The sequence below is a fragment of the Methyloversatilis sp. genome (genome assembly GCF_051861465.1).
Classification (GTDB): domain Bacteria; phylum Pseudomonadota; class Gammaproteobacteria; order Burkholderiales; family Rhodocyclaceae; genus Methyloversatilis.
Genome location: NZ_JBHYCQ010000002.1, coordinates 304,202 through 328,530, shown reverse-complemented (window position 1 = coordinate 328,530; position 24,329 = coordinate 304,202). Strand labels below are relative to the sequence as shown.

Here is a 24,329-nt window from a genome sequence, read left to right as displayed (position 1 = left end):
TAGGGCAGTGCTGACGTCGCGACTGGCAGTGTCCGCTTCCCCAAACCCCTCAACGCACCGCAGCCGGCACGGCTTCAACCGGCCGGCTCGCTTCGCTCTGTGCGGCGAGCCACTGCGTGGCGGCGCGGGCGGTCATGGGGCGGGACCACAGGTAGCCCTGGCCCTTGTCGCATCCCAGCGTGGTGAGCAGGGCCGCCTGACCGTCGGTTTCGACGCCCTCGGCGGTGGTGCTCATGCCGAGGCTGCGGGCGACGCGTACGGTGGCTTCGATCAGGACGCGCTTGTGCAGATTGGTTTCGGCGTCGGCGACGAATGAACGGTCGATCTTGACCACGTCGATCGGCAGCTGGCCCAGGCAGGCGAGCGATGAGTAGCCGGTGCCGAAATCGTCCAGCGCCAGGGCGATGCCGAGCGCTTTGAGTTCGTGCAGGCGGGTGCGAATGTCGTCGCCCTGGGCCGCCATGCTTTCGGTCAGTTCCAGTTGCAGTGACGCCGCGGGCATGCGGGTTGCGTGCATGACGCGTTCGACCTGACGGGCGATTTCGGGGTCGTTCAGCTGGGCGCGTGAGAGGTTGACGGACACCATGCGGGGCACTTCGCTGCCGAACTGTTGTTGCCACGACACCAGCTGGCGGCAGGCCGAATGCAGGACGAACTCGCCGAGTGCGCCGATCAGGCCGCACTCTTCGGCGATTTCGATGAATTCGATCGGCGACACGACACCGCGTTCCGGGTGCTGCCAGCGCACCAGTGCTTCGAAGCCCGCGACGCGGGCATCGGGCAGTTCGACGATGGGCTGATAGACGACGAACAGTTCCTTCTGTTCGAGCGCGCGCCTCAGTTCATGCTCCATGACGCCGCGTCGGGTCGCCCGGTCCTTGATCGACGGGTTGAACAGCACGTGGCGTCCGCCGCCGGCATGCTTGGCTTCCTGCATGGCGAGGCTTGCGTCCTGCAGCACGGTATTGGCGAGCGAGGCGGTATGCACACCGGCCACGACGCCGATGCTGGCGGAAATATGGACTTCGATGCCATTGATCAGATACGGCCGCGACAGGGTGTCGATCAGCCGCTGCGCGATGCTGTGCACATCGTCGCTGTCGCGCAGCCCGTCGAGCAGCAGCACGAATTCATCGCCGCCGAGCCGCGCCGTCGTGTGCAGGTTCTCGTGTGCCGAGCCGACTGCGTCGCGCTGCCGGACGGTGCCGTTCAGCCGCTCGGCCACCATGCGCAGCAGCCGGTCACCGCCTTCCTGCCCGAGCGTCAGATTGACCCGGTTGAAGCGGTCGAAGTTGATGAACAGCACCGCGAAGTGGGGCGAGTCTTCACCTTCCGAACGCGCGATCGCCTGCTGTATGCGTTCGAGCACGGCGGCACGGTTCGGCATCTGGGTCAGGCTGTCGGTACGCGACGCGTCGCGCATCCGCGATGCCAGGCGCTGCTGCTCCAGCTCGACTTCATGCGTCACATCATTCACGCAGCCCATGATGGTGTGGGCATCGAGTCGCAGCAAGCTGAGGCCGAGCACACGTCTGCTGCGGGTCGGCGGCAGCACGGGCATGCGCAGTCCTTCGCACACCAGTGCCCCCGGTTCGGCCGCGGCGGCGACCATGGCGCGCAGATCGGGAGCGACTTCGGCCAGCACCTCGAACAGGTTGTCCAGATTGCCCTGTCGCGCGAGCGGCATCAGCAGCTGCGCCGAGCGCGGATTCATCATCGTCACCGAGCCGTCGGGCCGGATCTGCAGCAGGCCGGTCGGCGCCTGATAGAGGAACTGGATCAGCGCCTCGAGATTGGGCGGCTGAAGATCCTCCGCATCGACGTCTGTGCTCATCGCACGGCCGCCGGCAGGGTGGCGGGTTGCCAGCGTTCGACCCGGTTGCGACCCTTGGCCTTGGCGGCGTAGAGCGCCTCGTCGGCGCGCTGCACCAGCGCGTCGAAATCGGTCGCGTCGGCATCCATGGCCGCGACACCCGCGCTGACCGTGTAACGCACCGTGTGCTCGCCGACCACCGCCGGCGTGGCCTCGATGAGGCGGCACAGTCGCTGTGCGACCTGCTCGGCGCCCTCGAGCGACGTGTCCGGCAGCAGCACGATGAATTCCTCGCCACCGAAGCGCGCCAGCACATCCATCGCCCGGAAGGTCGCGGTCATGCTGGCGGCCAGATGGCGCAGCACGCCGTCGCCGGTGACGTGGCCGTACTGGTCGTTGATCCGCTTGAAGTGATCGGCGTCGATCATGACCAGCGACAGCGGTCGCGGCGAGCGGGCCCAGCGCTGCATTTCGAGTTCGGCCGCCTCGACGAAGGCGCGGCGATTGAACAGCCCGGTCAGGTGATCGCACGACACGGCCTTCAGCATCGCTTCGGCCGCATCGCGCCGATCCGACACGTCGCGGATGATGAGGCTGTACGCGTGTTCGTCCGACGGGTCATCGTCGCTGTCGTGCAGCGGGGCGATCAGGCAGCTGCCCCAGTAGCGGCCGCCCTCGGCGCGCATGCACCATCCTTCGTCCAGGCTCCAGCCGGTCAGATCGGCTTCGTGCAGGCGATCCAGCACGCGCTGGTCGGACATGGCATCGGCCGGGTAGAACAGCGACAGGCTGCGGCCTTCGACCTGCTCCCGGCTGAAGCCGGTGATCCGGCTGATGCTCGGGTTCCAGTCCTGCACGCAGCCGCGGTGGTCGAGTGAAACCAGGGCGTAGTCGCTCAGGCCGATGGCCAGCGTGTTGATCCAGGCCTGGCTCTGGCGCAGTTCGCGCTCCCTGCGGACCGACTGCGTCACGTCCGACAGCACGGCCATCAGCCGCTCGGCGTCCAGCTTGAGCAGGGTCAGCGACAGCACCTGGTGCTGCCGACGGCCCGCCTGGCCGGTCGAGATCGGCACCTGCTGGGCGTCGCAGATGGTGCCGTGCGCATCCGGAAATTCCCTCACGCGCTGGCGCAGGTCGGGCACGACGGCTTCGAGTGCCGTAAACAGGTTGGCCAGCTGGCCGTCCGGGGAGAGTGGCATCAGCAGCTGCGCACAGAGCGGATTGACCATGGTGATCTCGCCGTCCGCCAGCGTCTGCACCAGGCCGATCGGGGCCATGTACATGAACTGCAGCAGCGCTTCGTATTCCTGTTCTACCGGTGCGCTCATGCTGGCTCCGTTTTCAGATCTGACGGTGAACCAGCACATAGCGCAGCGCGCTGCCGGGTTGGGCGAGCAATCTGAGCTTCACCTTGACCGGCCGCATGCGCAGCGTCAATACGTAATCGATGGTGTCGTCGAGTGCGCTGCCATCCTGCTGTGCATCCTCGAAGCGCTGGGCGATCATGAAGTTGTTCATGCACGGCGCGACGACCGTGAACAGCGCATGGCCGAGCACGCGGTCGGGCGAAAGGCCTGCGGCGATCGATTCGAAACGGTTGTAGCGCGTGACGTGTGAAGCGTCATCCATGCCGATGACGCCGAAATCCAGTCCGTCCAGCTCGGCATCGCTGGCGCGCTCAAGAAAGTCGAGGATGGCTGCGTCGGCAAAGGACACGGTATGTTCAGTGTTCATGAGGCTCCTTGGGTCTGAATCTCCGGCTGCGACGCGGCGCACCGGATGCCAAAGCAGAGGCGATGGCTATTTTAGATAGCGTTCTACGTATCGGCATTTTGCCGCCAAACTTGAGCGAATTCACGCCCGGCTCGGTGGTGGTGCGCGGCACCCGCATCAGCGCACCGGCGGTGCGATGGACCAGTCCGCGAGCTTGCCGCGCTCGTCCATCGGAAGCCGGTCGCCGAAAGTCCAGCCACGCGGACATTCCAGCGCGGACAGTCGTTCCCGCGCCCACGCTTCAAGCTCGGGCAGCAGTGCAGCGGCGGCCGCGCCCGCGCGCGGCACGATGAAGGCCTTCAGGCGCTCGCCTTCCCCGGTCGACATGCGTCGCACCGCGCACGCCTCGACCCGCGGGTGTTCCAGCAGCACGGCGCGCACCCGCGCCGGAAATACATTCACGCCGGCCACCTGCACCGCCTCGTCCCGCCGACCGGCCAGCCGGAAGTGACGGCGGCGGTCAGGCAGCCATTCGAGGACATCCTGCAGCACGGCCTGAACCGTCGTGCCGTCCGCCGATGACTGGCACAGCACCGGGTCACCGGCGTGCGTGTCGTGCCCGGTGCGCCGCCAGTGCGGCATCAGTTCGAAGGCCGCGCCTGCGGCATCGCGCCAGCCGACGCCCGCCGTTTCGGAACTGCCGTAGATCTGGATGAGGCGCGCCAGACCTTTCGCGATCAGCGCGTCGGCGAGGGCGTCCGGGCAGGGCGCCGTCGACGTGATCCCGACGACGTCGGCGGGCAGCTGCGGGCAGAAGCGGTCGACCAGCGCCCAGTGCGCCGGGTGGCTGACGATCAGGTCGCCCGCCTGCAACCGGCCTTCCAGCGCGAGCGGCGACAGCTGCCGGATATCTTCCGTGCCGGTGGCGCCCAGCCGTGGCGGAAGCAGCACCCCGAAAATGAAGCCGTAGATGTGATGACCCGGTACGGCGAGCAGCACCCGCCTGCGCGGCCCGATGTAGTCCGCCAGCGCGTCGGCTTCGGTTTCGAGGGTGTGCAGCGCATGCCGGCACGGTTTCGGCGTACCGGTGCTGCCGGAGGTGCGGAAGGTCAGGTGCGTGTCCGCCTGCGCGAGCCCTTCCGCGGCGAGCGCACACCACTGTCCGAACTGCCGCGCCGCGGGCAGCGCATCGATCACCGAAGATTCGTGAAGCTGCAGCATTTCGGCGATCGCTGCGGCCACGGTGTAGCGTTCGAGCGAATCGAGTCCGAAACCGGTCTCATCCAGCGCCATGTGCGCCGGCCAGGGCGGCGGCGGCGCGCTTCCACCCGGCCTGATGCGACGGATTTCATCGGCGATCAGGTCGGCCAGCACGCGGGCGAACGCCGCTTCATCTGCGTACCAGGCTGCCCTCACTCGCCCGACTCCAGCACGTTGCGGGCGCTGTCGTCGCGCAGGACCTGCATCAGCTGCATCAGCGCCTGATCCAGTGCGCGGTCTTCGACCACCAGCGGAATGTGTGCCGCGAGCCACGCCTGCGTGTCCGACAGCACCGGCGGCAAGGTGCCGCCGTCGATGCGCAGCCGCAGCGTGACGGCCTGGCGGGCCGCGATCAGCATGGCGGCCAGCACCTGGTCGCCCAGATCGAGGATGCGCTGGCAGTCGCGTGCCGCGATCGTGCCCATGCTCACCTTGTCCTGGTTGTGGCACTCGGTCGAGCGCGAGAACACCGACGCCGGCATCGTCAGCTTCAGCGCTTCGGCGGTCCAGGCGGACACCGCGATCTGCAGCGCCTTCAGCCCGTGGTTGATCGCGCTGCGGTCGGCCGGGGCGGCCGACAGGTTGTCGGGCAGGCCGTGGCTGAAGCGGCTGTCCACCAGCAGCGCCAGCTGCCGGTCCAGCAGGTCGAGCACGTTGGCCACCGCGGTTTTCAGGCTGTCCATTGCGAACGCCACGTGACCGCCGTAGAAATGGCCGCCGTGCAGCACACGACCCGATTCGGGGTCGATCAGCGGATTGTCGTTGGCGCTGTTCAGTTCGTTCTCGATCAGGGACCGGGTGAATGGCAAGGCATCTTCCAGCACGCCGATCACGTGCGGTGCGCAGCGCAGTGAATACCGGTCCTGCAGTCGCGCCGGATTGCGGCCCTCAGCGTCGGCGCAGGCCAGGTCGCGGCGCAGCCAGCGCGCGACCGCGCGCGGGCCCGGATGCGGCTTGGCGTCGAACAGCAGTGTGTCGAAGTGGTGCGGATTGCCGGCCGTCGCGAACACGTTCAGCGCGGTCAGGCGGGTGGCGATGCGGCTGCACCGTCGGGCCCGCTGCCAGGCGAGGCAGGCCAGCGCGGTCATGACGGCCGTCCCGTTCATGATCGCCAGCCCCTCTTTCGGCTGCAGCGCCAGCGGCTCGACACCGGCCTGTTCCAGCGCCTCTTTCGCCGGCATCCTCCGGCCCCGCCACAGCACGTCGCGCTCGCCGCACAGCGCGGCGGCGACATACGACAGCGGCGTCAGATCGCCGCTGGCGCCGACCGAACCTTCGGCCGGAATGCAGGGCAGGATGTCGTGGTGCAGAAACACCTCGATCTGCTGCAGCAGCGCATGGCGCACGCCCGACATGCCCTGGCACAGCGACGCCAGCCGCACCGCCAGCACCGCGCGTGTCTCCTCGGCGTCGAGCAGGCGTCCCAGGCCGACACCGTGATAGGCGTAGAGGTGATGGGGCAGTTCGGCGATCTGGGCCGGCGGTACCGGCACCGTGCACGATTCGCCGTAACCGGTGGTGACGCCATAGATCACGCCGTCGTCGGCGAGCAGTTGCAGCACGGCGCGGGCGCCGGCATCGATGCGTTCGCGGAACCGTTGGTCGGTGGACAATCCGGCGCGCCGCGTGCCATGCGCGATGGCATCGATGGCTTCAATGTCGAGTGGCTGACCGTCGAAAACAACGGCCTCCGTGTGCTGTGCAGCTGCAGTCATGAAAGCAGGTTCGGATGTGTGCAGGGGGAAAGCATGGCATCTGTCGGCCAGGATGCCTATCGCCCTCCGTGCCTCCCGACCGTGCGAGTCCGCAGACAGCCGAGCGGCCGGTCAGTTCAGCACGTGGGCGGCCGGGTCAGTGCCCGGCGACCTGACTGAGCCCTGCCCGAGCCCTTCGATCCCCGATGCTTCGGCGACGCGACGACGCGACGGCTTCGTTGTCAGGACCTTGGCCGCCCTGCCTGGAACACGGGCGTGCCGCGTCGGCGCATGGCGCCTGCGCTGACGACGGCCAGGCCCAGCAGCATGAGCAGTGCCGCGTGCGGCTCGGGAATGGCGGGCGGCTGCACGTAGTCGTAGCCGCCCACGCCGTCGATGTACACATCCACGCCAGGGTCGGCTGAAGCGAAATAGAGGTACGCGGAATTGCCGTAGCTCGACTGCGATGTGCGACCGTTCGCCACCTCGTCCGCCTGCCAGGCGGCAGTGCTGACACCGGTCGAGGCGCGCAGGCTGTAGTCGACATCCAGCGTTTCGCCGATGTAGGCGATGAACGAGCCACCCATGCCCGCAATGCTTCTCTGCGCGCTGTTCGAGGATTCGGTATCGCCGAACAGGACCGTCTCGATGCCGTCGCGTCTGCCGACCACGTTCAGATACAGCGTGCCCTCACCGATGCCGGTGATGTTGAATACGGTGCTCAGTGTGACGGCCGTTCCGTTGGCGAGTGTCGAAGACCGGATCCTGATACGGTCTTCGACGGCCGCATAACCGTAGCCGCTGATGCCCGGCACGAAGGCGCCACCCGTGCCGGTGACTTCGACCGCGACCGAGGCGTGCAGCGAACCCGGCAGCGCGAGCGCGAAGGCATCGCCGGTCAGCCGGAAGTTTGGAGAGCCGCTGGTGTTGGCCGGTGCATACACTTCGCGCAGCAGGTGGCTGCCGGTCGATACGCCATTCTGGTCGGTGACGAGCAGCGGCTGGTCGAGCAAGCGGTTGCACTCGCGCGTGTCGTTGTTGGTGGTGCAGGACGTGTTGCCGGGACCGATCACGTTCGGCTCGTATTTCGTCTCGACGTGCGCATACACGGAGGCGGTTGCGGCGTGAACCGTCGGGCTGGCAAGCGCGAGGAGGATCGCGGCGGACGAGCTTGCAATGGCAATTCGCATGCGGGCGACTCCTCAGGCTGACTGACTGCAGTGTAGGTCACCGCCGCGACATGTACAGGGATACGGCGGCGCCCTCGAATCCGCTCATCGCAGCGCCGCCGAACCTGCTGCCTGGAGCCGTGCGGCGGCGAGCATGCGCCGCAGCCGATGTGCCGTGCTCAATGTGCCGTGGTCATTTCCGGTGGGTGGTCGGCCACGGTGCGGTCAGGCTCCCGCCTCCTCCGATGCGGCCTGTCCCTTCGCGCCTGCCGGCCGCCGGCGCGCTGCCCACAGCCCCGCCGCGCCCGCCGTCGCCAGCAGCAACAGCGTGTCGGGCTCAGGTACCGGCGCGGTCGGGCGGTGGTCGAAGGTCGCCGAGAAGGCGAGATCGGCTCCGGCCGTGACTCGCCAGGGGGAGGCGAGTGCGGTATCGAGATCGGCGAATGCCGACATCGGAATGTTGTAGGCGCCGCCTGCGAGGTCGCTGCCCGACGTGGCCAGCCGCAGCCGCGAATCGTCCGGGATCTGCAGTTCGAAATTGTTCGCGAACAGAAACATCATGTAGGTGCTGCCGGCGATGACCGCGGCATCGACGTCGAACTTGTACAGCTCGAACTGCAGTGCGGACGTCACCGGTACAGTGATCTCGGCGCTGCTGTAAAGCGTCGGGCCGACGATGAGGCGGGTGAGCGGGTTGTACTGCACCAGATGCGCCTGCATCGCGACCGGCACAGGATTCGTGTTGCCGCCCTCAATTGCGTCACTCAGCAGGAAGGTGAAGTCGATGAGGCGGTTGGTGCCCGTCGGTGCGACGAAGAATTGTCCCCACGCGGAGAACCCGGAAGAGCCGAAGTCGCCGATGCTGGCGCTGCCGTTCCACGACGGCAGGGTGCTGATGACGATGGGCGCGGCAAGGGCGCTGCGTGCGCCGCCCGCGAGGGCGACCAGAATCGATGCCGCAAGTACGATGGTTTTCATGGCGAGTCTCCCGTTTCAGGACCGGATCCGCGGCGGACACCGGTGGTGCGGTGCATCGCGGCAGCGGACGGGCGGGCACGCGGCCGATTGCCGCGGCACTGCGCCCGAAACGCTGCAGGCATTCTGATCAGCGCAGGGGGGTCGGCACAATACGAAGGAGTGCGTAGTCCGGCCCGGCAACCGTGGCAAACCGCACGGCATGGTCGTCGGCTTTCGTGGCCTTGCTGCGCCGGCTGCTTCCAGTACGTGTATATCGCGCTGCCGTGACCTAGACTGAGGTCTGGCACACGAAGGAGTGACCGACATGCGAATCGCCTTCTGGAACCTTTCGGTCGCGCTCCTGCTCGCGCTGGCCAGTCTGTCCGCCCAGGCCGCCACCGCCTGGGTCGGTGCCCATGTGGAGACCGTATTCAACCGGCTCACACTCGGGCCCGGCAATACGTCCTGCTCGACCAACAACATCCTGCGCGAATGCAACCAGTTGATCGACGAGCCGCTGCTGGCCGGTGACCCGGATGGCGTATGGGTCAGGAGCGAGCTCTACCACGACGTGTTCCTCCCCGGCAACGTCAGTGCCGTGCCGAACATGGTGTTCACCGGCAATGCCATCGCGCGGGCGCGACCGGGTTCGCTGCACGCGTCCGCGGAAGTCAAGCTCGTCGGTACAGGAGGCGGTCAGCCGGGCATGAGCGCGTACGGCTATGTCGAAATCGACGATCAGATCAAGGTCCGCTCCTCGACCCTTGCCGACGGTACGGCCGTCACGCTGAGTGTCCTGCTCGACATCACCGGCCTAGGGCCCGGCTCCATCGCCCTGAACGTGCGCGGCAGCCGCAACGGCATTTTCCCCTGGCTCGTATTTGGCGACAGCGACAACGCGAGCGGTACGCCCAGGCGCCTTGAGGACATCGGCGGCTCGTTCACCGCCTTCATCGGCGAAACCCTGTACGTGACCTACGCTCTGCGCGCCTCGAACGGCGTGAGCACCGCTGGGTGGCAACAGATCGATGTGCAGAATGGTCGGGCGGCCGCGTCGACCTACGGCAATTCCGCCTATCTGTACTTCTCGTCGGCCGATCCGTCCGCGGATGTCTTCATCGAAGGCCTGAGCGGCTACGACTACGTGCAGCCGCCACCTGTACCCGAGCCGGAGACCGCGCTGCTCATGCTCCTCGGCCTCGGTGTGGTGGTATTCGGCGCCCTGCAGCGTCGGCGCAGTCTGCCTTCCGGTGCTTCAGGCAGCGCGGATCAACGCTGACCTGCTTCGCCGCAACGCAAACGCCGTTCGGCGCGCCCGGAGGATTGACGTCTGCAGCGCGCCTGCTGCGGTCTGAGAGAATCTTTGCCCGAGACACCCTGCGTCCATCGCGGCCGGGCCGACTCCCCTCCGCGTCATCGCTGCCCGGGTCGTTCAGGCAATCGCCGCTTTTGTTCAAGCCGCGCAGCGCGCTCGTCTCTACAGTCGGGCTCCAATGGCGTTCTTCCGTTCGGCCGGTTAGTCTTGAGCCGGCTGCGGCGTGCCAGTGACCGGCTTACAGACCCATAAAGGAGGAGAACAGATGAACACATCGACGGTGGTTGCGAAGGCAGCCGACGCGCAGGGCAAGGTGACGACTTTCGACGCGGTGGTGATCGGCGCCGGTGTGGCCGGCATGTACCAGCTGTACCGGCTGCGCCAGCAGGGGCTCAACGTGGTGGCCATCGAAGCCGGCTCGGCCGTCGGCGGCACCTGGTACTGGAACCGCTACCCCGGGGCGCGCGTCGATTCGCAGGCCTACATCTATCAGTACTGGTTCTCCGAAGACCTGGCGAAGGAATGGAACTGGAGCGAGCGCTTCCCGGCCCAGCCGGAAACCGAGGCCTACCTGAACTTCATCGCCGACCGCTGCGATCTGCGCAAGGACATCCGCTTCAACACCCGCGTCGTCGGCGCACGCTTCGACGAAGCGACGAACCGCTGGCAGATCCGCACCGATTCCGGTGAAGTGCTCGACGCCAAGTATTTCGTGTCGTGCGCCGGCATGCTGTCGGCGCCGCTGACCTCGACCTTCCCGGGGCAGGAAACCTTCAAGGGCCCGATCTTCCATACCGCGCGCTGGCCGAAGGAGCCGGTGCAGCTCGCCGGCAAGCGCGTCGGCGTCGTCGGCACGGGTGCGACCGGCATCCAGGTCATTCAGACCATTGCCAGCCAGGTCGGCCACATGAAGGTGTTCATGCGTACGCCGCAGTACATTATCCCGATGCGCAACCCGAAGTACGGCGACAGCGACCGCGCCGCGCAGAAGGAAGGTTTCCACGACATGCGCAAGCGCGTGCAGGGCACCTTCGCCGGTTTCGACTACGATTTTGCCGGCGACAGCTTCTACGCCATGACGCCGGAAGCGCGCCGCGAACTGATGGAAAAGGTGTGGGCCGACGGCTCGCTGAGCTTCTGGCTCACGCTGTACCCGGAAATGTTCACCGACCAGAAGGTGAATGACGAAGTGTCGGAGTTCGTGCGCGAGAAGATGCGCGAACGCATCAAGGACCCGGTGCTGGCCGAAAAGCTGATTCCGACCAGCTACGGTTTCGGCACCCACCGCGTGCCGCTGGAAACGCAATTCCTCGAAGCCTTCCTGCGCCCGAACGTCGAGATCGTCGACGTGAAGGCCTCGCCCATCGTGTGCGTGACCCCGGAAGGCGTGAAGACGGCCGACGGCACGATCCACGAACTGGATGTGCTCATCCTGGCCACCGGTTTCGACGCCGGCACCGGCGCGCTGACCCGCATGGACATCCAGGGTCGCGGCGGCCGCTCGCTGACCGAAGACTGGAACAAGGACATCCGCAGCACCATGGGTCTGATGGTGAATGGCTATCCCAATCTGTTCACCACCGCCGCGCCGCTGGCGCCGTCGGCGGCGTTCTGCAACATGACCACCTGTCTGCAGCAGCAGGTCGACTGGGTGACCGACTGCATCAAGTACATGGAAAGCCATGACCTGAAGGTGATCGAGCCGACGAAGGAAACGGAAGACAAGTGGGTCGAGCACCATGACGAAATCGCCAACGCGACGCTGGTGACCAAGACCGACTCCTGGTACATGGGCTCGAACGTCAATGGCAAACCGCGCCGTTTGTTGTCCTACATCGGCGGTGTCGGCACCTATCGTCAGAAGTGCGACGAGGTGACGGCGTCGAACTACGCCGGGTTCAGGATGCAGTAAGGCGTCGCCGGTCGCGGACGCACGGGACGGGGGCCTTCGGGTCCCCGTTTTCATGTCCGCCGCGGCACGCGTCGTTCGCGACCCGGTCACAGCCGGGCCGGCGACGCTCTGGTAAGCTCGGCTCGGGGAATGCATGGCGTCGGCACGTGTCGAACGCGGATAAAGCCCCGACGATAATGTTCAGGGCAGGCGATCGGCCGCACCGGATCGGCAGGAGGAGAGAATCGATGGGACGCGCCATCACACCGGAAGAGCTACTTGACTGGGTGCCCGGAACCATTCTGTCGTCGAGCGACAAGCTCGGCTGGAAGGGGGTTTCCCACCGGGCCTATCACTACGCCGGGCTGGACGTATTCATCCCCCCGCTCGATCACTTCATGGTCGTGCGCTACGCCGCCGGCCAGACGCCGATGGACCGCTGCTTCGACGATCGCTGGTCGCGCGCCCAGTGCGCGCCGGGCGACGCGTCGCTGCTGACCATGTCGCAGGCGTCGCACTGGCACTGGACGCAGGATGTCGATGTGTCGCACGTCTATCTGTCGAACACCCTGATGGACCGTGTGGCCAGCGAAGTCACCGAACGGTCGGTGGCCGAGGTGCGACTGCGTGACGTGCTGTGCGCCAAGGATCCCACGCTGGTCGCCATCACCGACGCCATCACCAGCGAGGCGAAACAGAACGGCATGGGCGGTCCGCTGTACGTTGAGGCGCTCGGCACCCAGCTTGCGGTGCACCTGCTGCGCAATTACGCCGATGTGCGCTTTCGCTCATCGCACGATCCGGGGCGGTTGTCGTCCGCCCAGCTGCGGCGCGTGCTCGATCTGATCGAATCGCGGCTGCATGAGGCGCTGACGCTGGAAGACATGGCCGAAGCCGCAGGACTGGGCGTGTGCACCTTCAGTCGACGGTTCCGCGAAACCCAGGGGCGCGCGCCGCACGCCTTCGTGATCGACCAGCGCGTGAAGCGGGCGCGCGAACTGCTGACGATCGGCGATCTGGCGGTGAAGGAAATCGCCGCTTCGTGCGGCTTTTCAGATCAGGCGCACATGACCCGCGTGCTGCACGCCCGGCTCGGTCTCACGCCGGCAAAACTCAGGGCGTCCGTGCGTTCCGCCGGCTGAAGTCGCCGGCAAACGCGTCGATCAGCGTTTGCGTCAAGCCATGCATCGGCCCGATCGCCGTCACGTCGGGCTGCAACCCGCGACGGAATCCCGCCTCCTCCAGACGCGCCAGCAACGCCTCGTCGGTGCCGATCACATGCACCGGCACATCCCATGACGCACCCGGTCCGGTGACGCCGCCGATCGGCTGGTGGTCGCCGATCACGACGAGCAGCATGTGCCGGGGCGCATCCTCGCGCAGCCAGCGGGTCAGCCAGTCGAACTGGTAGTGCATCGCATCGATGTAGGCCGGCGTCGGGTCGGTCCACGACACCGGCGCGGTCAGTGCCCGGTTGACGTCCTCGTCGGAGAACGCATCGGCCGCGAGCAGTCGCTGCGGGTCGGCCAGATACGGCGGCACTGGCCGGAACGGCGCGTGCGTGGTGAGCGTCGGGAACACGATGAAGCGCGGCGTCGACGGATCGGCGCTGCTCAGCGACACGGTGCGCAGGCCGGCAGCGGTGTCGCGATTGTCATCCGCCGCGCGGTGCAGCTCCTGTTGCTGCAGCAGCGCGATCGACACCTGATCCGGAATGCGCCAGTAGCCGAAGGGCAGGCCGGCGTAGCCGGTGTTGTCGGCGTCCGCCAGGCGGTCGAATCCGTAGAAGGCTCCCTCGGGCCAAGGGCGCTGCAGGCCGGGCATCCAGCCTATGGTGCGGTAGCCATGCTGCGCGAAGTGGCTGACCAGCGTGGGCCGCCGCGTGGTCAGCAGCAGCGCGTAGTCGTCCGGGTCGTGCGTGTCGATGCCGGACAGCAGCGCCGCGTGCGCCAGCCACGATGCCCCGCCGAAAGTGGGCGAAGTGACGCGTGCCGACACGACTTGCCGGCCGCCGGCGTCGAGCGCCTGCTGCAGCGCGCGGCGCCGTTCCGCCAGCGCGGCGGCCAGTTCCGGCCGGTCGAACGTAATCGCGCCATAAGCTTCGGAGAACAGCACGAACACGTCGGCACCGCCGAGCGCAGCGATGTCGCCGTCGAACGCCGGTCCGGGGCCGAGCTGTCGTTCGCCCGCGCTGCGCGACAGCGCGCGGCTCAGCAGGCTGGCCTGCGCCGCCACCATCGTGCCGACCGGCGGCGCGAACAGCCGCTGCAGGTCATGGTGGGCGACCGATGCAGCGCCGTGCGTCAGCAGCACGGCGCTGCCGAGCGCGGCCAGCGGCCACTGCCAGCGTGGCCTGGCGGCCGCGGCGGCCAGTGCGCGCACGCAGGCGCGCACCAGGATGAACAGCAGTGCCAGCCCGGCACAGGCGGTGAGCAGTACGGCCGTAATCTGCCAGGCGGTGGCGAATTCTCCGCCCATGCGCGCCAGCTGCCACAGGTGCCGGCCATCCCACCAGGCATTGACCGGCCGGCCGAGCAGCGCCGGAATGGTCACGTCGATGTAGTGCAGCAGCACCCACAGACTGGCGAGCGCGGCGACGACGCCGATCACGCGCGCCGACACGGCGCCGCGCCAGCGCGCCCACAGCACCAGCGCAAGCAGGCCGGCGAACAGGTCGACCGACAGACGTGCCTCCGGCCGCGGCCAGGCGCTCGGCCACAGATTGCCGAAGGCGAGCAGCGCATTGAGCACGATCAGCGCAAGCAGCAGTCGAAGAAGGCTTTGAAGCGGCGCGGTCGGGTGGGGCATCACTGGGCTCGGGCCTCGGGGGCTCTGATTTCGTGGCTCACGCTGCGTGGTCAGGGCAGCAGGCGTGGTGCAGATTTCGCTGTCTTGTCGGACCGCCCGGTAGTATCGGGCCGGACAGGCGGCGCCACGGCATTCAACGGAGACACGGCATGGCAGACGGTGCAGGTGAAGGGCAGTCGGGCGACAGCTCCTGGTGGCAGGACCTGACGCCGCAGCGTATCGCGCAGTGCGCCGCGCGTGGTGGCGTGGCGCTGCTGCCGCTGGCGGCGATCGAGCAGCATGGCGAGCACCTGCCGCTGAGCACCGATCTCGATATCGCGAACGGACTGGTCGCAGTGGCCCTGCCGCGTGTGCGCGCCGATGTGCCGGTGTGCGTGCTGCCGCCGCTGGCGGTCGGGCTCAGTCTGGAACACACCGGTTTCGCCGGCACCCTGAGCCTGAGCCCGGAAACCGCGCTGGCCGCGCTGGGCGAACTGGGCGACAGCGTGGCACGTGCCGGTTTCCGCAGGCTGGTGCTGTTCAACAGCCATGGCGGCAACAAGGCGCTGGTCGATCTGGCCGCGCTGAAGCTGCGCGCGGCGCACGGCATGTTGGTGGTGCGCGCCCATTACTTCCGTTTCGCGTTGCCGCCCGGTGTGCTCGATGCAGACGAACTGCGTCACGGCCTGCACGGCGGCGCGCTGGAAACGTCGATGATGCTGCATCTGGCGCCACACGCGGTGCGCCGAGAGGCGCTCGGCGACTTCCGCAGTCTGGGCGCGCAGATGGCGGCCGACGGCTGCCTGCTCGGTCCGGAAGGTGAAGCGGGCTTCGGCTGGATGGCGCAGGACCTGCACGGCTCGGGCGCCGCAGGCAACGCGCAGGACGCCAGCGCCGCACTGGGTGCGCGGCTGGTCGACCACTTTGCCGCCCGGCTGGCGCAGCTGATCGACGAGGCGCATGACTTCGATCTGGCGCAGCTCAAGCCGGCGCCGCGCTGAGCCGCCGACCATGTGCTCAGGCACGGCCGGCGCCGTCGGCCAGCGGCCGCACGGCGAGCAGCTCGCCCAGGCTGTGTCCCTGCCGGCGCGCCTTGGTTTCCAGGTAGCGCTGGTTCTGCGACGTGAGGTCGCCGTAGATCGCCTGCCGCGCCACCACATTGATGCCGGCATGGCGCAGTGCGTCGATCTTGCCCGGATTGTTGGTCAGCAGCAGCACGCGCGATACGCCCAGCTGGTCGAGGATCTGGTGCGCAATGCGGAAATCGCGCTGGTCGTCGCCGAAGCCGATGACCTGGTCGGCATCGATCGTGTCGAGGCCGTCGTCCTGCAGCGCGTAGGCGCGCAGCTTGTTCGCCAGACCGATGCCACGCCCTTCCTGCGACAGGTAGAGCAGCACGCCGCCGCCCTGCGCATTGATCGCCGCCACGCCGCGGCGCAGCTGTTCGCCGCAGTCGCAGCGCAGGCTGCCGAACAGGTCGCCGGTCAGACAGGACGAATGCAGCCGAACCGGCACCGGCTCGGCCCAGTCGTCCGGATCGCCGATGACGATGGCGACATGCTCGCGCAGGCCGTCGGCTTCGCGGAACAGCACGAAGCGGGCTTCGTCGGCGTCGGCCAGCGGTATGCGTGCCTCGCTGATGCGCGTCAGCACGCCATGGCCGCCGTCGCACAGTGCCAGCACGTCGGCCGTACTGACCGACAGCAGATGGCCGCTGGCGATTTCGGCGGCGACCAGCGCGGCGCGCGCCGGCAGCACCGGAAGGGCGACGGCCGCCGGCAGCAGCTGTGCGCGTCCGAGCAGGCGCAGCGCAGCCGCGGAAGCGGTGCTGGCCGGCGCGCGCCGCAGGCCGTCCGGCAGCCGGGCGTCGCGCGCGCTGGCCAGTCGGCGCAGGTGCGCACTGTCCGTCAGACCGGTCGGCGTGAGCGCCTGCGCCTCATCGCTGATAAGGTGACCGAGTGCCGCCAGGCGATGGCGCGACAGCACCAGTTGCGGCACGCTGCCGGTCAGCAGCTGTGCATCGGTCAGTGCATCGTCGGTCAGTGTTTCGACCGGCAGGATCAGGGTGTCGCTGCCGACGTCGGCCAGCAGCACCGGGACGCCGCGTCGCAGGTCAAACAGGGCTCGTTCGGCTTGGCGCATGTCGTTTTTCCGATTTGATATGGATGTTGTTTGAAGACGCCCGTTGCCCGTCCGTTGTCGTGTCGAGGCAGTCACTCCATGAAGGAATGCGTTGCGGATGTCGCTGACCGAAGTCGCCGAAGATGAAGCGTGGGCCCTCGTCCTGCAGGCCCGTTGCGTCGATTGGTCCGCAATCGCGCTGACAAGTTTCCGTCATGAGCACGTCACGCTCGAGGTGGCGCCGGGCGGCGCATGGGCCAGCACGCCGGCGGCCGGTCCCGCCGCGGCCGCGCTGTTCGACCTCTTTCTGCCGCTGGTGGCGCGTTGCGCGCCGCTCGCCATCGCGCAGATCGGCCAGAGCCTGGACGGACGCATCGCCACCGACAGCGGTCATTCGCACTATATAAATGGCGACGAGGCGCGTCGTCACCTGCACCGAGTGCGTGCCGTGGTCGATGCGGTCGTGGTGGGCGTCGGTACGGCGGATGCCGATCAGCCGCAACTGACGGTGCGCCATGTCGCCGGGCCGCATCCGGTGCGCGTGGTGCTCGATCCGCGCGGGCGTGCGCAGCGCAGCGGACCGCTGTTCGATCAGGCGGATGCGCCGACGCTGCATGTGGTCGCAGCCGGGCAGTGGGCCGTCGTGTCCGCCGCCGGGCACGTCGAGCGCGTCGAGCTGACCACGGATGCAGACGGATTCGCGCCGCAGTCAGTGCTCGCGCTGCTCGCGTCGCGCGGCCTGAAGCGGGTGCTGATCGAAGGGGGCGGGGTGACCGTGTCGCGCTTTCTGCAGGCCGGCGCACTCGACCGCCTGCACGTCATGGTCGCGCCCTTGCTGATCGGCTCCGGCAGACCGGGTCTGACCCTGCCGCCAATCGGCACGCTCGATGAGGCACTGCGGCCGCGCTGTCGCAGCTATGCCTGCGGCAGCGACACGCTGTTCGATCTGGAGCTGGACGCGACGCGGGCGCGCTGACGCAGCAGCACCAGCGCGCCGGGCAGGCTGGACAGCAGCACCACCAGACCGTACGTCACGGAAATCGCCACGCCCTGCGCCGGGTCCAGCCCGGCAGCCACCCAGATCACGGCGGCTGCGCCTTCGCGCACGCCCCAGCCGGCGACCGACAGCGGGATCGCCATTGCGAACAGCACCCAGGGCACCAGCGGCCACAGTTCGGCCGTCGGCAGCGTCACGCCTATCATGCGCGCACAGCATAGGTATACGGTGATGTAGCTCAGCACGACGCCCGCCGACGCCACGAGCTGCACCGGCCACACGTCGCGCCCCAGCAGGCTGCGCCCGAGCACGGCAGCGATGCGCCCGGACAGCGGCCCACGGCGGCGGCGCAGCACCGCCACGCCCACCCCCACCGCCAGGGCGCCGGCCAGCAGCGCACCGATGATCCCGCCGCCGTGTCGACCGCCGATGGCGTGTGCCAGTGCGGACTGCAGCGGCAGCGATGCGGTCAGTGCCGCCAGCGCGCACAGGAGCAGCACGCACTGGCCGGATGCACGCTCGATCACGACGGCCTGCCATGCGGCGTGCCCGGCATCCAGGTTCCGCGCATGTCGCCAGGCACGCGCCGCATCGCCGGCCACACCGCCCGGCAACACCTGGTTCAGAAAGGTGGCCAGGTAGTACTCGGCGTACGCCTGCCGCCTGCCGAGTGGGGCGCCCAGCCGCGCGGCGGTGTAGCGCCAGCGCCACGCCGAAAGCGCCACCTGCGGCACGCTCAGCAGCAGTGCAGCGATCAGCCAGCCGGGCGATGCACCGGCGATGGCCGTGCCGATCGCCGCGACATCCAGTGTGGCAGCGAGCCCGATCAGCAGCGCGGCACCGACCGCATAGCGCCAGAGGACGCGTCCCTGGTTCATGTGCGGACGCCCGGCTCGGCGTACAGATCGAAATGGCCGACTTCGATCCGGGTCGAATCACGTGCCAGCGCCAGTTGCCGGCGCGCGTGCCAGGCCTCGATGCGCGCGGCGGCATGCGGGCATTGTTCAGCGGCTGCGGCGCGCCAGCCGTCGAGCAGCGCGGCGGCGAGTGCGCGCTGCCCGGCGTCGTCGGTGTGCAGCAACCAGGGACTGTCTGCCAGCGTGACGCGATACCCCTGCGCCTCGAGCAGCGTGGCCAGCCGCGGCGCAGCGCGCGCGCCGAGCGCCGGGCCTGACGCCCTGCCCGCACCATCGCCGGCTCCGGCGCCCTTGTGTCTTTGCTGGTGCGCGTTGAACGCGGTGCGCACGAAGGCGTCATCGGGATCGGCCATCTCGCCATCGTCGATCACCCAGTGACCATCGACGCTGAGCGTGATCAGCACCGCGCAGCCCGCATCGGCGCAGGCGTCGGCGAAGCGGACCAGCCAGCCCTCGTCGACCAGATCGATCAGCGCCGAAGCGCTGACCAGATCGCTGCCGGCGAAATCGTCTTCGGCCAGCCCATGCAGCGTACGCAGCCGGGTGTCGACCCCGACCGGCCGGCCATCGCGGTCGCACACCGCGCTGCATGTGCCCTGCGCCAGCGCGAGCAGCGCCGGGTCGTGATCGACCAGCTGCCAGTGCTGCGGTCCGGGCAGCCGGGGCGCGAGATAGTGCGGATTGGCGCCGCTGCCGCTGCCCAGATCGATCAGTCGCAGCGGCCGGCCGGCGCGGGCGCTCAGCCAGTCGTGCGCCAGCCGGTTCAGCGGCTCGGCGCGGGCGGCGGTGTCGGCCGGGCGGCGCAGGGCGAGCCAGCCGGCGTCGAAAACCGTGTCCGGGTGCGGTGCGTCGGGACGCCGGGGCGGGGCGCTCATGCGGCGTGGTCCTCCACCGCAAGCAGGTTCCGCAGTGCGGCGGCGAAGGCGTCGCCGGCGGCGGTCCAGTCGGGCAGGTCAGCGCGCCGGGCGCGTGCGCCTGCGCGCAGCGCGTGGCGGGCCGATGCGTCGCCGATCAGGTGGCGCAGCGCAGCCGCCAGCGCCGGCACGTCACCCGGAGGTACGGCGACGCCGCTACCCGGCGGCAAGGTGTCGACCAGCGCGCCGCCGGTCGTCGTGAGCACCGGCAGCCCATGCGCCAGCGCTTCGGTGATCACCATGCCGTAGCCTTCGTAATGCGACGGCAACACGAACAGGTCGGCCGCCCGCCAGGCGGCGGCCAGTGCGGCGTCGCTGCATTCGCCGTGCAGGCGGATGCGCGCGTCGAGGCCGGCGGCGGCAATCTGCGCGGCCACCTGCGCTGCATGGCTCGGCGTGCGCGCGGTCGAGCCGATGCAGTCGCAGGTCCAGTCGAGGTCGGCGACCGATGCCAGCGCCGCCACCAGCACATCGTGGCCCTTGCGCGGCGTGATCGTGGCGACGCACAGCAGGCGCGGCGGCTGCTGGTCGGCGGCGGCCAGCGGCGCGGCATCGACGCCGGGTTCGACCACCGCCATCGGCCGGTCACCGACGCCATAGCTGGCCAGCCGGCGCGCGGTGAACGGGCTGCTGGTGATGAGGCCTGCCATGTGTGAAAGCGCTGCGCATTCGCTGCGCAGAAAGGCGCTGTGCCGCTCGGCGTCGAGACCGGTTTCGTCGGCCAGCGGGTGATGGATCAGTGCGATCAACCGCAGCCGCTGCGCGTGCGCGGCCGCGACCTCAGGCAGGCCGCCCAGCGCCAGACCGTCGATCACCACGGCAGTGCCGTCGGCCAGCGCGGCCAGTGTGCGCTGCAGCGCACGGCGCGCCGTGTCGTCGGCGTCGGGGAAGCGGCCGGGCAGGCCGGTCACCTCGACCGTCCAGCCGCGCGCACGCAGCGCGGCCACGATGCGTGCGTCGTAGCGGTAGCCCCCGGTGTGTTGAGCCGGGTCGCCCGCGACGATGAAATGCAGCGTCACAGATCCGCTTCGTAGCCGGCCCAGGCGACGTGCGATTCGTGCAGCGTCACCTTCAGCCGGTCCAGCCCGCGACCGCTGTCGCCCAGCCGGCCGTCGCGCGTGGCGGCGGCGATGCGGTCGAATACCACGCGTGCCATGAATTCGGTGGTGGTGTTCTTGCCGCTGAACGCCGGCTCTTCGTCCAGATTGCGGAAGTTCAGGTCGGCCAGCACGTCATGCAGCACGGTGCTGGCGAGACCGATGTCGATCACCAGCCCGTCGGCGTCGAGTTCGGCGCGCTGGAAGCACACGTCGATCAGGTAGGTGGCGCCGTGCATGCGCTGCGCCGGGCCGAAGATTTCGCCCTGGAAGCTGTGCGCAATCATGATGTGGTCGCGGACGGTAAGACTGTACATGGGAGGTCCTTGGTAACGGAAACAGGAATGAATACTCAGCCGGCCGCGTAGCGGATGCGATGGCACAGCACACCGGCGCCATTCGCGGCCAGCACGCGCATCAGGTCGGGCAGATCGGCGAAATCACTTTCACCGCTGATCAGGACATCGAGCCTGTCGTCGACGAGCAGCGACAGCGCGAGTTCCATGCGCCGCCGATAAGTCCAGCGCGGCAGCCGCGCAGGTGGCAGGTGACCGACCTGGCTGGAACGCAGCGTGAGGCGCTTTGCGTGGAAGGCTTCGCCCAGGGGCAATGCGACCGCCTGCTGACCGAACCAGCTCATTTCGATCACGGTGGCTTCGAAGCCGGCCATCGCCAGCGCACTGCGCAGACCGGCGGCACTGCCGCTGGCGTGAATGACCAGGTCGCACTCCCGGCTGCACTCGGGCGTGTCCGGCGCGCGCATGGCGAGGCCGAGCGCCGCGGCCGGCGCGGCGCGGCCCGGGTCGATATCGATCAGTTCGACCCGGGTGCCCGGGATGCGCGCGCACAGCCAGGCGACCAGCGTGCCGACCACGCCGGCGCCGATCACCGCGATGCGATCGCCGACCGAAGGCGCGGCGTCCCACACCGCGTTGATGGCGGTTTCCATGTTGGCGGCCAGTACCGCGCGCGCGGCCGGCAGGCCGTCGGGCAGCGGCACGACCGCGTCGACAGGCACCACGTAACGCTGCTGATGCGGGTGCAGGCAGAACACGGTGCGGCCGCGCAGCGCGGCAGCCTGTTCGCCCAGGCCGTCCTCGACGATGCCGACGCTGATGTAGCCGTACTTCACCGGCCCCGGGAAGTCGCCCTGCTGGAACGGCGCGCGCATGCGCCGGTACTCGCTTGCCGGCACTTCGCCGCGGAACACGAGGCTTTCGGTGCCGCGGCTGATGCCGCTGTACAGCGCGCGCACGCGCACCTCACCGGCGCGCAGCGCCGGCAGTGCTTCGGCGCGCAGTTCGCCGGTGCCGGGCGCGACGGTCCAGAATGCAGACGTGGGGTCGATGGACGTGTCAGTGGGCATGGTTTTTCGTTGTGAGCGAACGATTCGGTGCTTCAGGGTATCGAATCGCAAGTTGAAGTATGCAGGCCGATGGACGCGCCGCCATACCGGAAGGTTGCACGGCGACCGACATGCAGGCCTCGGCACAGCGTTCAGGGAGATCGGCTTGGCAGCAGGACTGGGGAATGCGCGAGCGCTCGACGCGGTGCCGTCGATGTGGGTGGATCTGCTGGCGGGGGGGGCGTTGCTCGCCCTCCTTGCAGCCACCCTCACGCATGCGCTCGATCTGCCGCCGCGGGTCGGAGGTGCCGCACTGTGTGTATACGGGGTGATGGCGGCACTGCTGCTGCGTCACGTGCCGGACAGGCGCCGACCGCTGGGCGCGGCGAACCGGGTGACGCTGTTCCGCGCGCTGCTGGTGGCCTTGCTGGCCGGCGCGCTGGCGAGCCCGGCCGTGCTCGCGGCGCAGGCGACGCCCTTCGCCATGCTGGCGCTCGTGGCGTTGCTGCTCGACGGGGTCGATGGCTGGGTCGCCCGCCGCTTTGACGCGGCCAGCGATTTCGGCGCGCGTTTCGACATGGAACTCGACGCCTTCCTGATCGCAGTGCTGTGCCTGGCGCCGGTACTGCTCGGCAAGGTCGGCCCCTGGGTACTGGCGATCGGCGCGATGCGCTACGCCTTCGTCGCCGCGATGCCGGTCTGGCGCTGGCTCGATCGCCCGCTGCCGGACAGCCTGCGCCGCAAGACGGTGTGCGTGGTGCAGGTGGCCTGTCTGCTGGTGTGCCTGTTGCCGGCCGTCGATGCGCGCACCACCGCCGCGCTGCTCGGCAGCGCGTTGCTGGCGCTCGCGGCCTCATTCTTCGTCGACATCCGCTGGCTGTACCGCCGGCGGACACACGCATGACTTCGTCGGATTTCCGACTGAACCGGGAGGGCATTCCATGAAAACGATGCATCCGCTGCTGCTGCACCTGTACCGTCCGCTGCTCGTCGCGCTGGCCTGCGGCACAGTCGCCACGGCTGCACAGGCCGAGCCGCGCACCTATGACATCGATCCCGATCATTTTTCGATCGGTTTCGGCGTCGCCCACATCGGCTACGCCGACATCCTCGGCCTGTTCCTGAAAGGCAAGGGCAGCTTCGTCTATGACGAACAGACCCGCAAGCTGAGTTCGGGCCGCGTCGTGGTGTCGGCCGACAGCGTGTTCAGCAATCACAAGGCGCGCGACAACCACATTCGCGAGAACGATTTTCTGGATGCGAAGCAGCATCCGGACATCGTGTTCGAAGCCACGGGGTATGAAACGACCAGCCCGACCGCCGGCAAGCTGGCCGGCAAGCTCACGCTGCTCGGCCAGACCCGGCCGGTCACGCTGAACGTGACGCTGAACAAGGCGGCCAGTTATCCGTTCGGCCACAAGAAGCACACGCTGGGCATTTCTGCGCGCACGACGATACGGCGCAGCGAATGGGGCATGACCTACGGCGTGGAAAAGGGGCTGGTCGGCGATGAAGTGGCGCTGACGTTCGAGCTGGAGGCGATCAGGCAGTAGCCGGCTCGCCGCCGGCACAGCGGACCTGGATCAGGCCGGCTCGCACGCGTACTGGCGCGACATGTCCTGCTTCATCTGGTCGTACAGCGGCTGCATGAAGGCCGGCAGGTGCGCCATCAGCTCGGTGCGATAGATGACCGAAGGCACCCGTTTGCCGCGGTGTTCGATCGCCTGGCCGATCAGGTGGATGCGAAAACCGAGCGCAGACAGGTGTCGCGCCAGACGCGCTTCGGTGAGCGTGAACAGGTGTTCGATGCCGTGCAGTTCCGCCGCCACGAGCAGGCCCAGGTACAGGCCGACCGGGATGTACGGGAAACGCGGCTGATCGCGCGTGCCCATGTCCTCTTCGGAAATCGCCATCGGGCTGCCGCTGTCGCCCTTCCGCTTGCGGTAGTCGGACAACACCGCCAGGCGCGAGATTTCGACCATGGCGCGTCGATCCACCTGCGCCGGATCGATGATCGACCGGTCTATGGCGTCGGTGCAGAGCTTTTCGAACGGCAACAGCGTGTCCGGCGCGTCGGGGTCGCACTGGACCAGCCGGACACAGCCCACAATGCGGCCGTGTGCCTGCGCACGCAGCGCGATGTGCAGTGAGCGCGCATCGTAGCTGTCGGATTCTTCGTGATTCGGATTGGTGTTTTCGTAGCCGAGTTCTTCGCAATACACCGCGTGCCGGACGCGAAACACCTCGTGCTTGAGTTCTTCGGTGACGGCCGCTTCCACCGAGAAATACTTTGCGAAATTCTCTTTTAGGTTTCCGACTTCGAGCAGAAACATGATGAT

At 68.2% G+C, this 24,329-nt stretch carries 22 protein-coding genes; 7 read left to right on the top strand and 15 right to left on the bottom strand.

Annotation, left to right across the window (positions count from 1 at the left end):
- Window positions 1-49: 49 nt before the first annotated feature.
- From ACTIFF_RS03860 to ACTIFF_RS03830, 7 genes are all read right to left on the bottom strand, one after another.
- Window positions 50-1,834: a putative bifunctional diguanylate cyclase/phosphodiesterase gene (locus tag ACTIFF_RS03860; RefSeq protein ID WP_439535638.1), complete on the bottom strand. Its 1,785-nt coding sequence runs from the start codon at window positions 1,832-1,834 to the stop codon at window positions 50-52.
- Window positions 1,831-3,141, bottom strand: coding sequence for a diguanylate cyclase (locus ACTIFF_RS03855; RefSeq protein ID WP_439535637.1), 1,311 nt, complete (start codon window positions 3,139-3,141; stop codon window positions 1,831-1,833). The genes ACTIFF_RS03860 and ACTIFF_RS03855 overlap by 4 nt, the downstream gene beginning before the upstream one ends.
- A gap of 13 nt (window positions 3,142-3,154) precedes the next feature.
- Window positions 3,155-3,547 carry a phosphonate transporter gene (locus tag ACTIFF_RS03850; protein ID WP_439535636.1) on the bottom strand — a complete coding sequence of 131 codons (393 nt, stop codon included), beginning with the start codon at window positions 3,545-3,547 and terminating at the stop codon, window positions 3,155-3,157.
- 156 nt (window positions 3,548-3,703) lie between these two features.
- Window positions 3,704-4,942 carry an AMP-binding enzyme gene (locus tag ACTIFF_RS03845; RefSeq protein ID WP_439535635.1) on the bottom strand — a complete coding sequence of 413 codons (1,239 nt, stop codon included), beginning with the start codon at window positions 4,940-4,942 and terminating at the stop codon, window positions 3,704-3,706.
- Window positions 4,939-6,501, bottom strand: coding sequence for an HAL/PAL/TAL family ammonia-lyase (locus ACTIFF_RS03840; protein WP_439535634.1), 1,563 nt, complete (start codon window positions 6,499-6,501; stop codon window positions 4,939-4,941). The genes ACTIFF_RS03845 and ACTIFF_RS03840 overlap by 4 nt, the downstream gene beginning before the upstream one ends.
- 221 nt (window positions 6,502-6,722) lie before the next feature.
- The gene (locus ACTIFF_RS03835) at window positions 6,723-7,670 is read right to left on the bottom strand and encodes a PEP-CTERM sorting domain-containing protein (protein WP_439535633.1); all 948 of its coding nucleotides are present in this window, start codon (window positions 7,668-7,670) and stop codon (window positions 6,723-6,725) included.
- Between the two features lie 204 nt (window positions 7,671-7,874).
- The gene (locus tag ACTIFF_RS03830; RefSeq protein ID WP_439535632.1) at window positions 7,875-8,627 is read right to left on the bottom strand and encodes a PEP-CTERM sorting domain-containing protein; all 753 of its coding nucleotides are present in this window, start codon (window positions 8,625-8,627) and stop codon (window positions 7,875-7,877) included.
- Between the two features lie 304 nt (window positions 8,628-8,931).
- Between ACTIFF_RS03830 and ACTIFF_RS03825 the strand changes: the two genes are divergently transcribed.
- The 3 genes from ACTIFF_RS03825 to ACTIFF_RS03815 all read left to right on the top strand — a co-directional run bounded on the left by ACTIFF_RS03825 (window position 8,932) and on the right by ACTIFF_RS03815 (window position 12,954).
- Entirely contained in the window at window positions 8,932-9,885 is a 954-nt protein-coding gene (locus tag ACTIFF_RS03825) for a PEP-CTERM sorting domain-containing protein (protein WP_439535631.1), read from the top strand.
- A 301-nt stretch (window positions 9,886-10,186) separates the two neighbouring features.
- Window positions 10,187-11,833, top strand: coding sequence for a flavin-containing monooxygenase (locus ACTIFF_RS03820; RefSeq protein ID WP_439535630.1), 1,647 nt, complete (start codon window positions 10,187-10,189; stop codon window positions 11,831-11,833).
- Window positions 11,834-12,060: 227 nt separating this feature from the next.
- Window positions 12,061-12,954, top strand: a complete 894-nt coding sequence (locus ACTIFF_RS03815) for a helix-turn-helix domain-containing protein (protein ID WP_439535629.1) — start codon at window positions 12,061-12,063, stop codon at window positions 12,952-12,954.
- Here ACTIFF_RS03815 and ACTIFF_RS03810 read toward each other — a convergent pair.
- Window positions 12,926-14,620, bottom strand: coding sequence for a sulfatase-like hydrolase/transferase (locus ACTIFF_RS03810; RefSeq protein WP_439535628.1), 1,695 nt, complete (start codon window positions 14,618-14,620; stop codon window positions 12,926-12,928). The genes ACTIFF_RS03815 and ACTIFF_RS03810 overlap by 29 nt on opposite strands.
- 149 nt (window positions 14,621-14,769) lie before the next feature.
- Here ACTIFF_RS03810 and ACTIFF_RS03805 point away from each other — a divergent pair, with 149 nt between their 5' ends.
- Window positions 14,770-15,600, top strand: coding sequence for a creatininase family protein (locus ACTIFF_RS03805; RefSeq protein WP_439535627.1), 831 nt, complete (start codon window positions 14,770-14,772; stop codon window positions 15,598-15,600).
- Window positions 15,601-15,616: 16 nt separating this feature from the next.
- Here ACTIFF_RS03805 and ACTIFF_RS03800 read toward each other — a convergent pair whose 3' ends face one another.
- Window positions 15,617-16,741 (bottom strand): GTP cyclohydrolase II, encoded by a 1,125-nt coding sequence (locus ACTIFF_RS03800; RefSeq protein ID WP_439535626.1) that lies wholly within the window; start codon window positions 16,739-16,741, stop codon window positions 15,617-15,619.
- 97 nt (window positions 16,742-16,838) lie between these two features.
- Between ACTIFF_RS03800 and ACTIFF_RS03795 the strand changes: the two genes are divergently transcribed.
- Window positions 16,839-17,696: a RibD family protein gene (locus ACTIFF_RS03795; RefSeq protein WP_439535625.1), complete on the top strand. Its 858-nt coding sequence runs from the start codon at window positions 16,839-16,841 to the stop codon at window positions 17,694-17,696.
- On the opposite strand, the gene ACTIFF_RS03790 is transcribed toward ACTIFF_RS03795, so the two are convergent.
- From ACTIFF_RS03790 to ACTIFF_RS03770, 5 genes are read right to left on the bottom strand one after another with little or no spacing between them, the layout of a single operon-like run.
- Window positions 17,636-18,595: a lysylphosphatidylglycerol synthase transmembrane domain-containing protein gene (locus ACTIFF_RS03790; protein ID WP_439535624.1), complete on the bottom strand. Its 960-nt coding sequence runs from the start codon at window positions 18,593-18,595 to the stop codon at window positions 17,636-17,638. The genes ACTIFF_RS03795 and ACTIFF_RS03790 overlap by 61 nt on opposite strands.
- A complete protein-coding gene (locus ACTIFF_RS03785) occupies window positions 18,592-19,509 on the bottom strand; it encodes a hypothetical protein (RefSeq protein ID WP_439535623.1) in 918 nt (305 codons plus the stop codon). The genes ACTIFF_RS03790 and ACTIFF_RS03785 overlap by 4 nt, the downstream gene beginning before the upstream one ends.
- Complete coding sequence (locus ACTIFF_RS03780; protein ID WP_439535622.1) at window positions 19,506-20,567, bottom strand: glycosyltransferase family 4 protein; 1,062 nt, start codon at window positions 20,565-20,567, stop codon at window positions 19,506-19,508. Before ACTIFF_RS03780 ends, ACTIFF_RS03785 begins: the two co-directional genes overlap by 4 nt.
- Window positions 20,564-20,962: a 6-pyruvoyl trahydropterin synthase family protein gene (locus ACTIFF_RS03775; protein ID WP_257092761.1), complete on the bottom strand. Its 399-nt coding sequence runs from the start codon at window positions 20,960-20,962 to the stop codon at window positions 20,564-20,566. Before ACTIFF_RS03775 ends, ACTIFF_RS03780 begins: the two co-directional genes overlap by 4 nt.
- Before the next feature lie 35 nt (window positions 20,963-20,997).
- On the bottom strand, window positions 20,998-22,011 hold the full coding sequence (locus ACTIFF_RS03770; RefSeq protein ID WP_439535621.1) for a zinc-dependent alcohol dehydrogenase: 1,014 nt from the start codon (window positions 22,009-22,011) through the stop codon (window positions 20,998-21,000).
- A gap of 145 nt (window positions 22,012-22,156) precedes the next feature.
- Between ACTIFF_RS03770 and ACTIFF_RS03765 the strand changes: the two genes are divergently transcribed.
- The gene (locus ACTIFF_RS03765) at window positions 22,157-22,894 is read left to right on the top strand and encodes a CDP-alcohol phosphatidyltransferase family protein (RefSeq protein WP_439535620.1); all 738 of its coding nucleotides are present in this window, start codon (window positions 22,157-22,159) and stop codon (window positions 22,892-22,894) included.
- 37 nt (window positions 22,895-22,931) lie between these two features.
- Window positions 22,932-23,543 carry a YceI family protein gene (locus tag ACTIFF_RS03760; protein ID WP_439535619.1) on the top strand — a complete coding sequence of 204 codons (612 nt, stop codon included), beginning with the start codon at window positions 22,932-22,934 and terminating at the stop codon, window positions 23,541-23,543.
- A 30-nt stretch (window positions 23,544-23,573) separates the two neighbouring features.
- On the opposite strand, the gene ACTIFF_RS03755 is transcribed toward ACTIFF_RS03760, so the two are convergent.
- On the bottom strand, window positions 23,574-24,323 hold the full coding sequence (locus ACTIFF_RS03755; protein WP_439535618.1) for a PEP-CTERM/exosortase system-associated acyltransferase: 750 nt from the start codon (window positions 24,321-24,323) through the stop codon (window positions 23,574-23,576).
- Window positions 24,324-24,329: the final 6 nt, after the last annotated feature.

What these genes read in the sequence shown, in the direction of transcription:
- ACTIFF_RS03815 (WP_439535629.1), top strand. Translation starts at nt 12,061, where the DNA reads ATGGGACGCGCCATCACACCGGAAGAGCTACTTGACTGGGTGCCCGGA.
- ACTIFF_RS03800 (WP_439535626.1), bottom strand. Translation starts at nt 16,741, where the DNA reads ATGCGCCAAGCCGAACGAGCCCTGTTTGACCTGCGACGCGGCGTCCCG.
- ACTIFF_RS03835 (WP_439535633.1), bottom strand. Translation starts at nt 7,670, where the DNA reads ATGCGAATTGCCATTGCAAGCTCGTCCGCCGCGATCCTCCTCGCGCTT.
- ACTIFF_RS03760 (WP_439535619.1), top strand. Translation starts at nt 22,932, where the DNA reads ATGAAAACGATGCATCCGCTGCTGCTGCACCTGTACCGTCCGCTGCTC.
- ACTIFF_RS03850 (WP_439535636.1), bottom strand. Translation starts at nt 3,547, where the DNA reads ATGAACACTGAACATACCGTGTCCTTTGCCGACGCAGCCATCCTCGAC.
- ACTIFF_RS03840 (WP_439535634.1), bottom strand. Translation starts at nt 6,501, where the DNA reads ATGACTGCAGCTGCACAGCACACGGAGGCCGTTGTTTTCGACGGTCAG.
- ACTIFF_RS03810 (WP_439535628.1), bottom strand. Translation starts at nt 14,620, where the DNA reads ATGCCCCACCCGACCGCGCCGCTTCAAAGCCTTCTTCGACTGCTGCTT.
- ACTIFF_RS03820 (WP_439535630.1), top strand. Translation starts at nt 10,187, where the DNA reads ATGAACACATCGACGGTGGTTGCGAAGGCAGCCGACGCGCAGGGCAAG.
- ACTIFF_RS03855 (WP_439535637.1), bottom strand. Translation starts at nt 3,141, where the DNA reads ATGAGCGCACCGGTAGAACAGGAATACGAAGCGCTGCTGCAGTTCATG.
- ACTIFF_RS03795 (WP_439535625.1), top strand. Translation starts at nt 16,839, where the DNA reads ATGTCGCTGACCGAAGTCGCCGAAGATGAAGCGTGGGCCCTCGTCCTG.
- ACTIFF_RS03860 (WP_439535638.1), bottom strand. Translation starts at nt 1,834, where the DNA reads ATGAGCACAGACGTCGATGCGGAGGATCTTCAGCCGCCCAATCTCGAG.
- ACTIFF_RS03790 (WP_439535624.1), bottom strand. Translation starts at nt 18,595, where the DNA reads ATGAACCAGGGACGCGTCCTCTGGCGCTATGCGGTCGGTGCCGCGCTG.
- ACTIFF_RS03825 (WP_439535631.1), top strand. Translation starts at nt 8,932, where the DNA reads ATGCGAATCGCCTTCTGGAACCTTTCGGTCGCGCTCCTGCTCGCGCTG.
- ACTIFF_RS03805 (WP_439535627.1), top strand. Translation starts at nt 14,770, where the DNA reads ATGGCAGACGGTGCAGGTGAAGGGCAGTCGGGCGACAGCTCCTGGTGG.
- ACTIFF_RS03830 (WP_439535632.1), bottom strand. Translation starts at nt 8,627, where the DNA reads ATGAAAACCATCGTACTTGCGGCATCGATTCTGGTCGCCCTCGCGGGC.
- ACTIFF_RS03785 (WP_439535623.1), bottom strand. Translation starts at nt 19,509, where the DNA reads ATGAGCGCCCCGCCCCGGCGTCCCGACGCACCGCACCCGGACACGGTT.
- ACTIFF_RS03775 (WP_257092761.1), bottom strand. Translation starts at nt 20,962, where the DNA reads ATGTACAGTCTTACCGTCCGCGACCACATCATGATTGCGCACAGCTTC.
- ACTIFF_RS03755 (WP_439535618.1), bottom strand. Translation starts at nt 24,323, where the DNA reads ATGTTTCTGCTCGAAGTCGGAAACCTAAAAGAGAATTTCGCAAAGTAT.
- ACTIFF_RS03770 (WP_439535621.1), bottom strand. Translation starts at nt 22,011, where the DNA reads ATGCCCACTGACACGTCCATCGACCCCACGTCTGCATTCTGGACCGTC.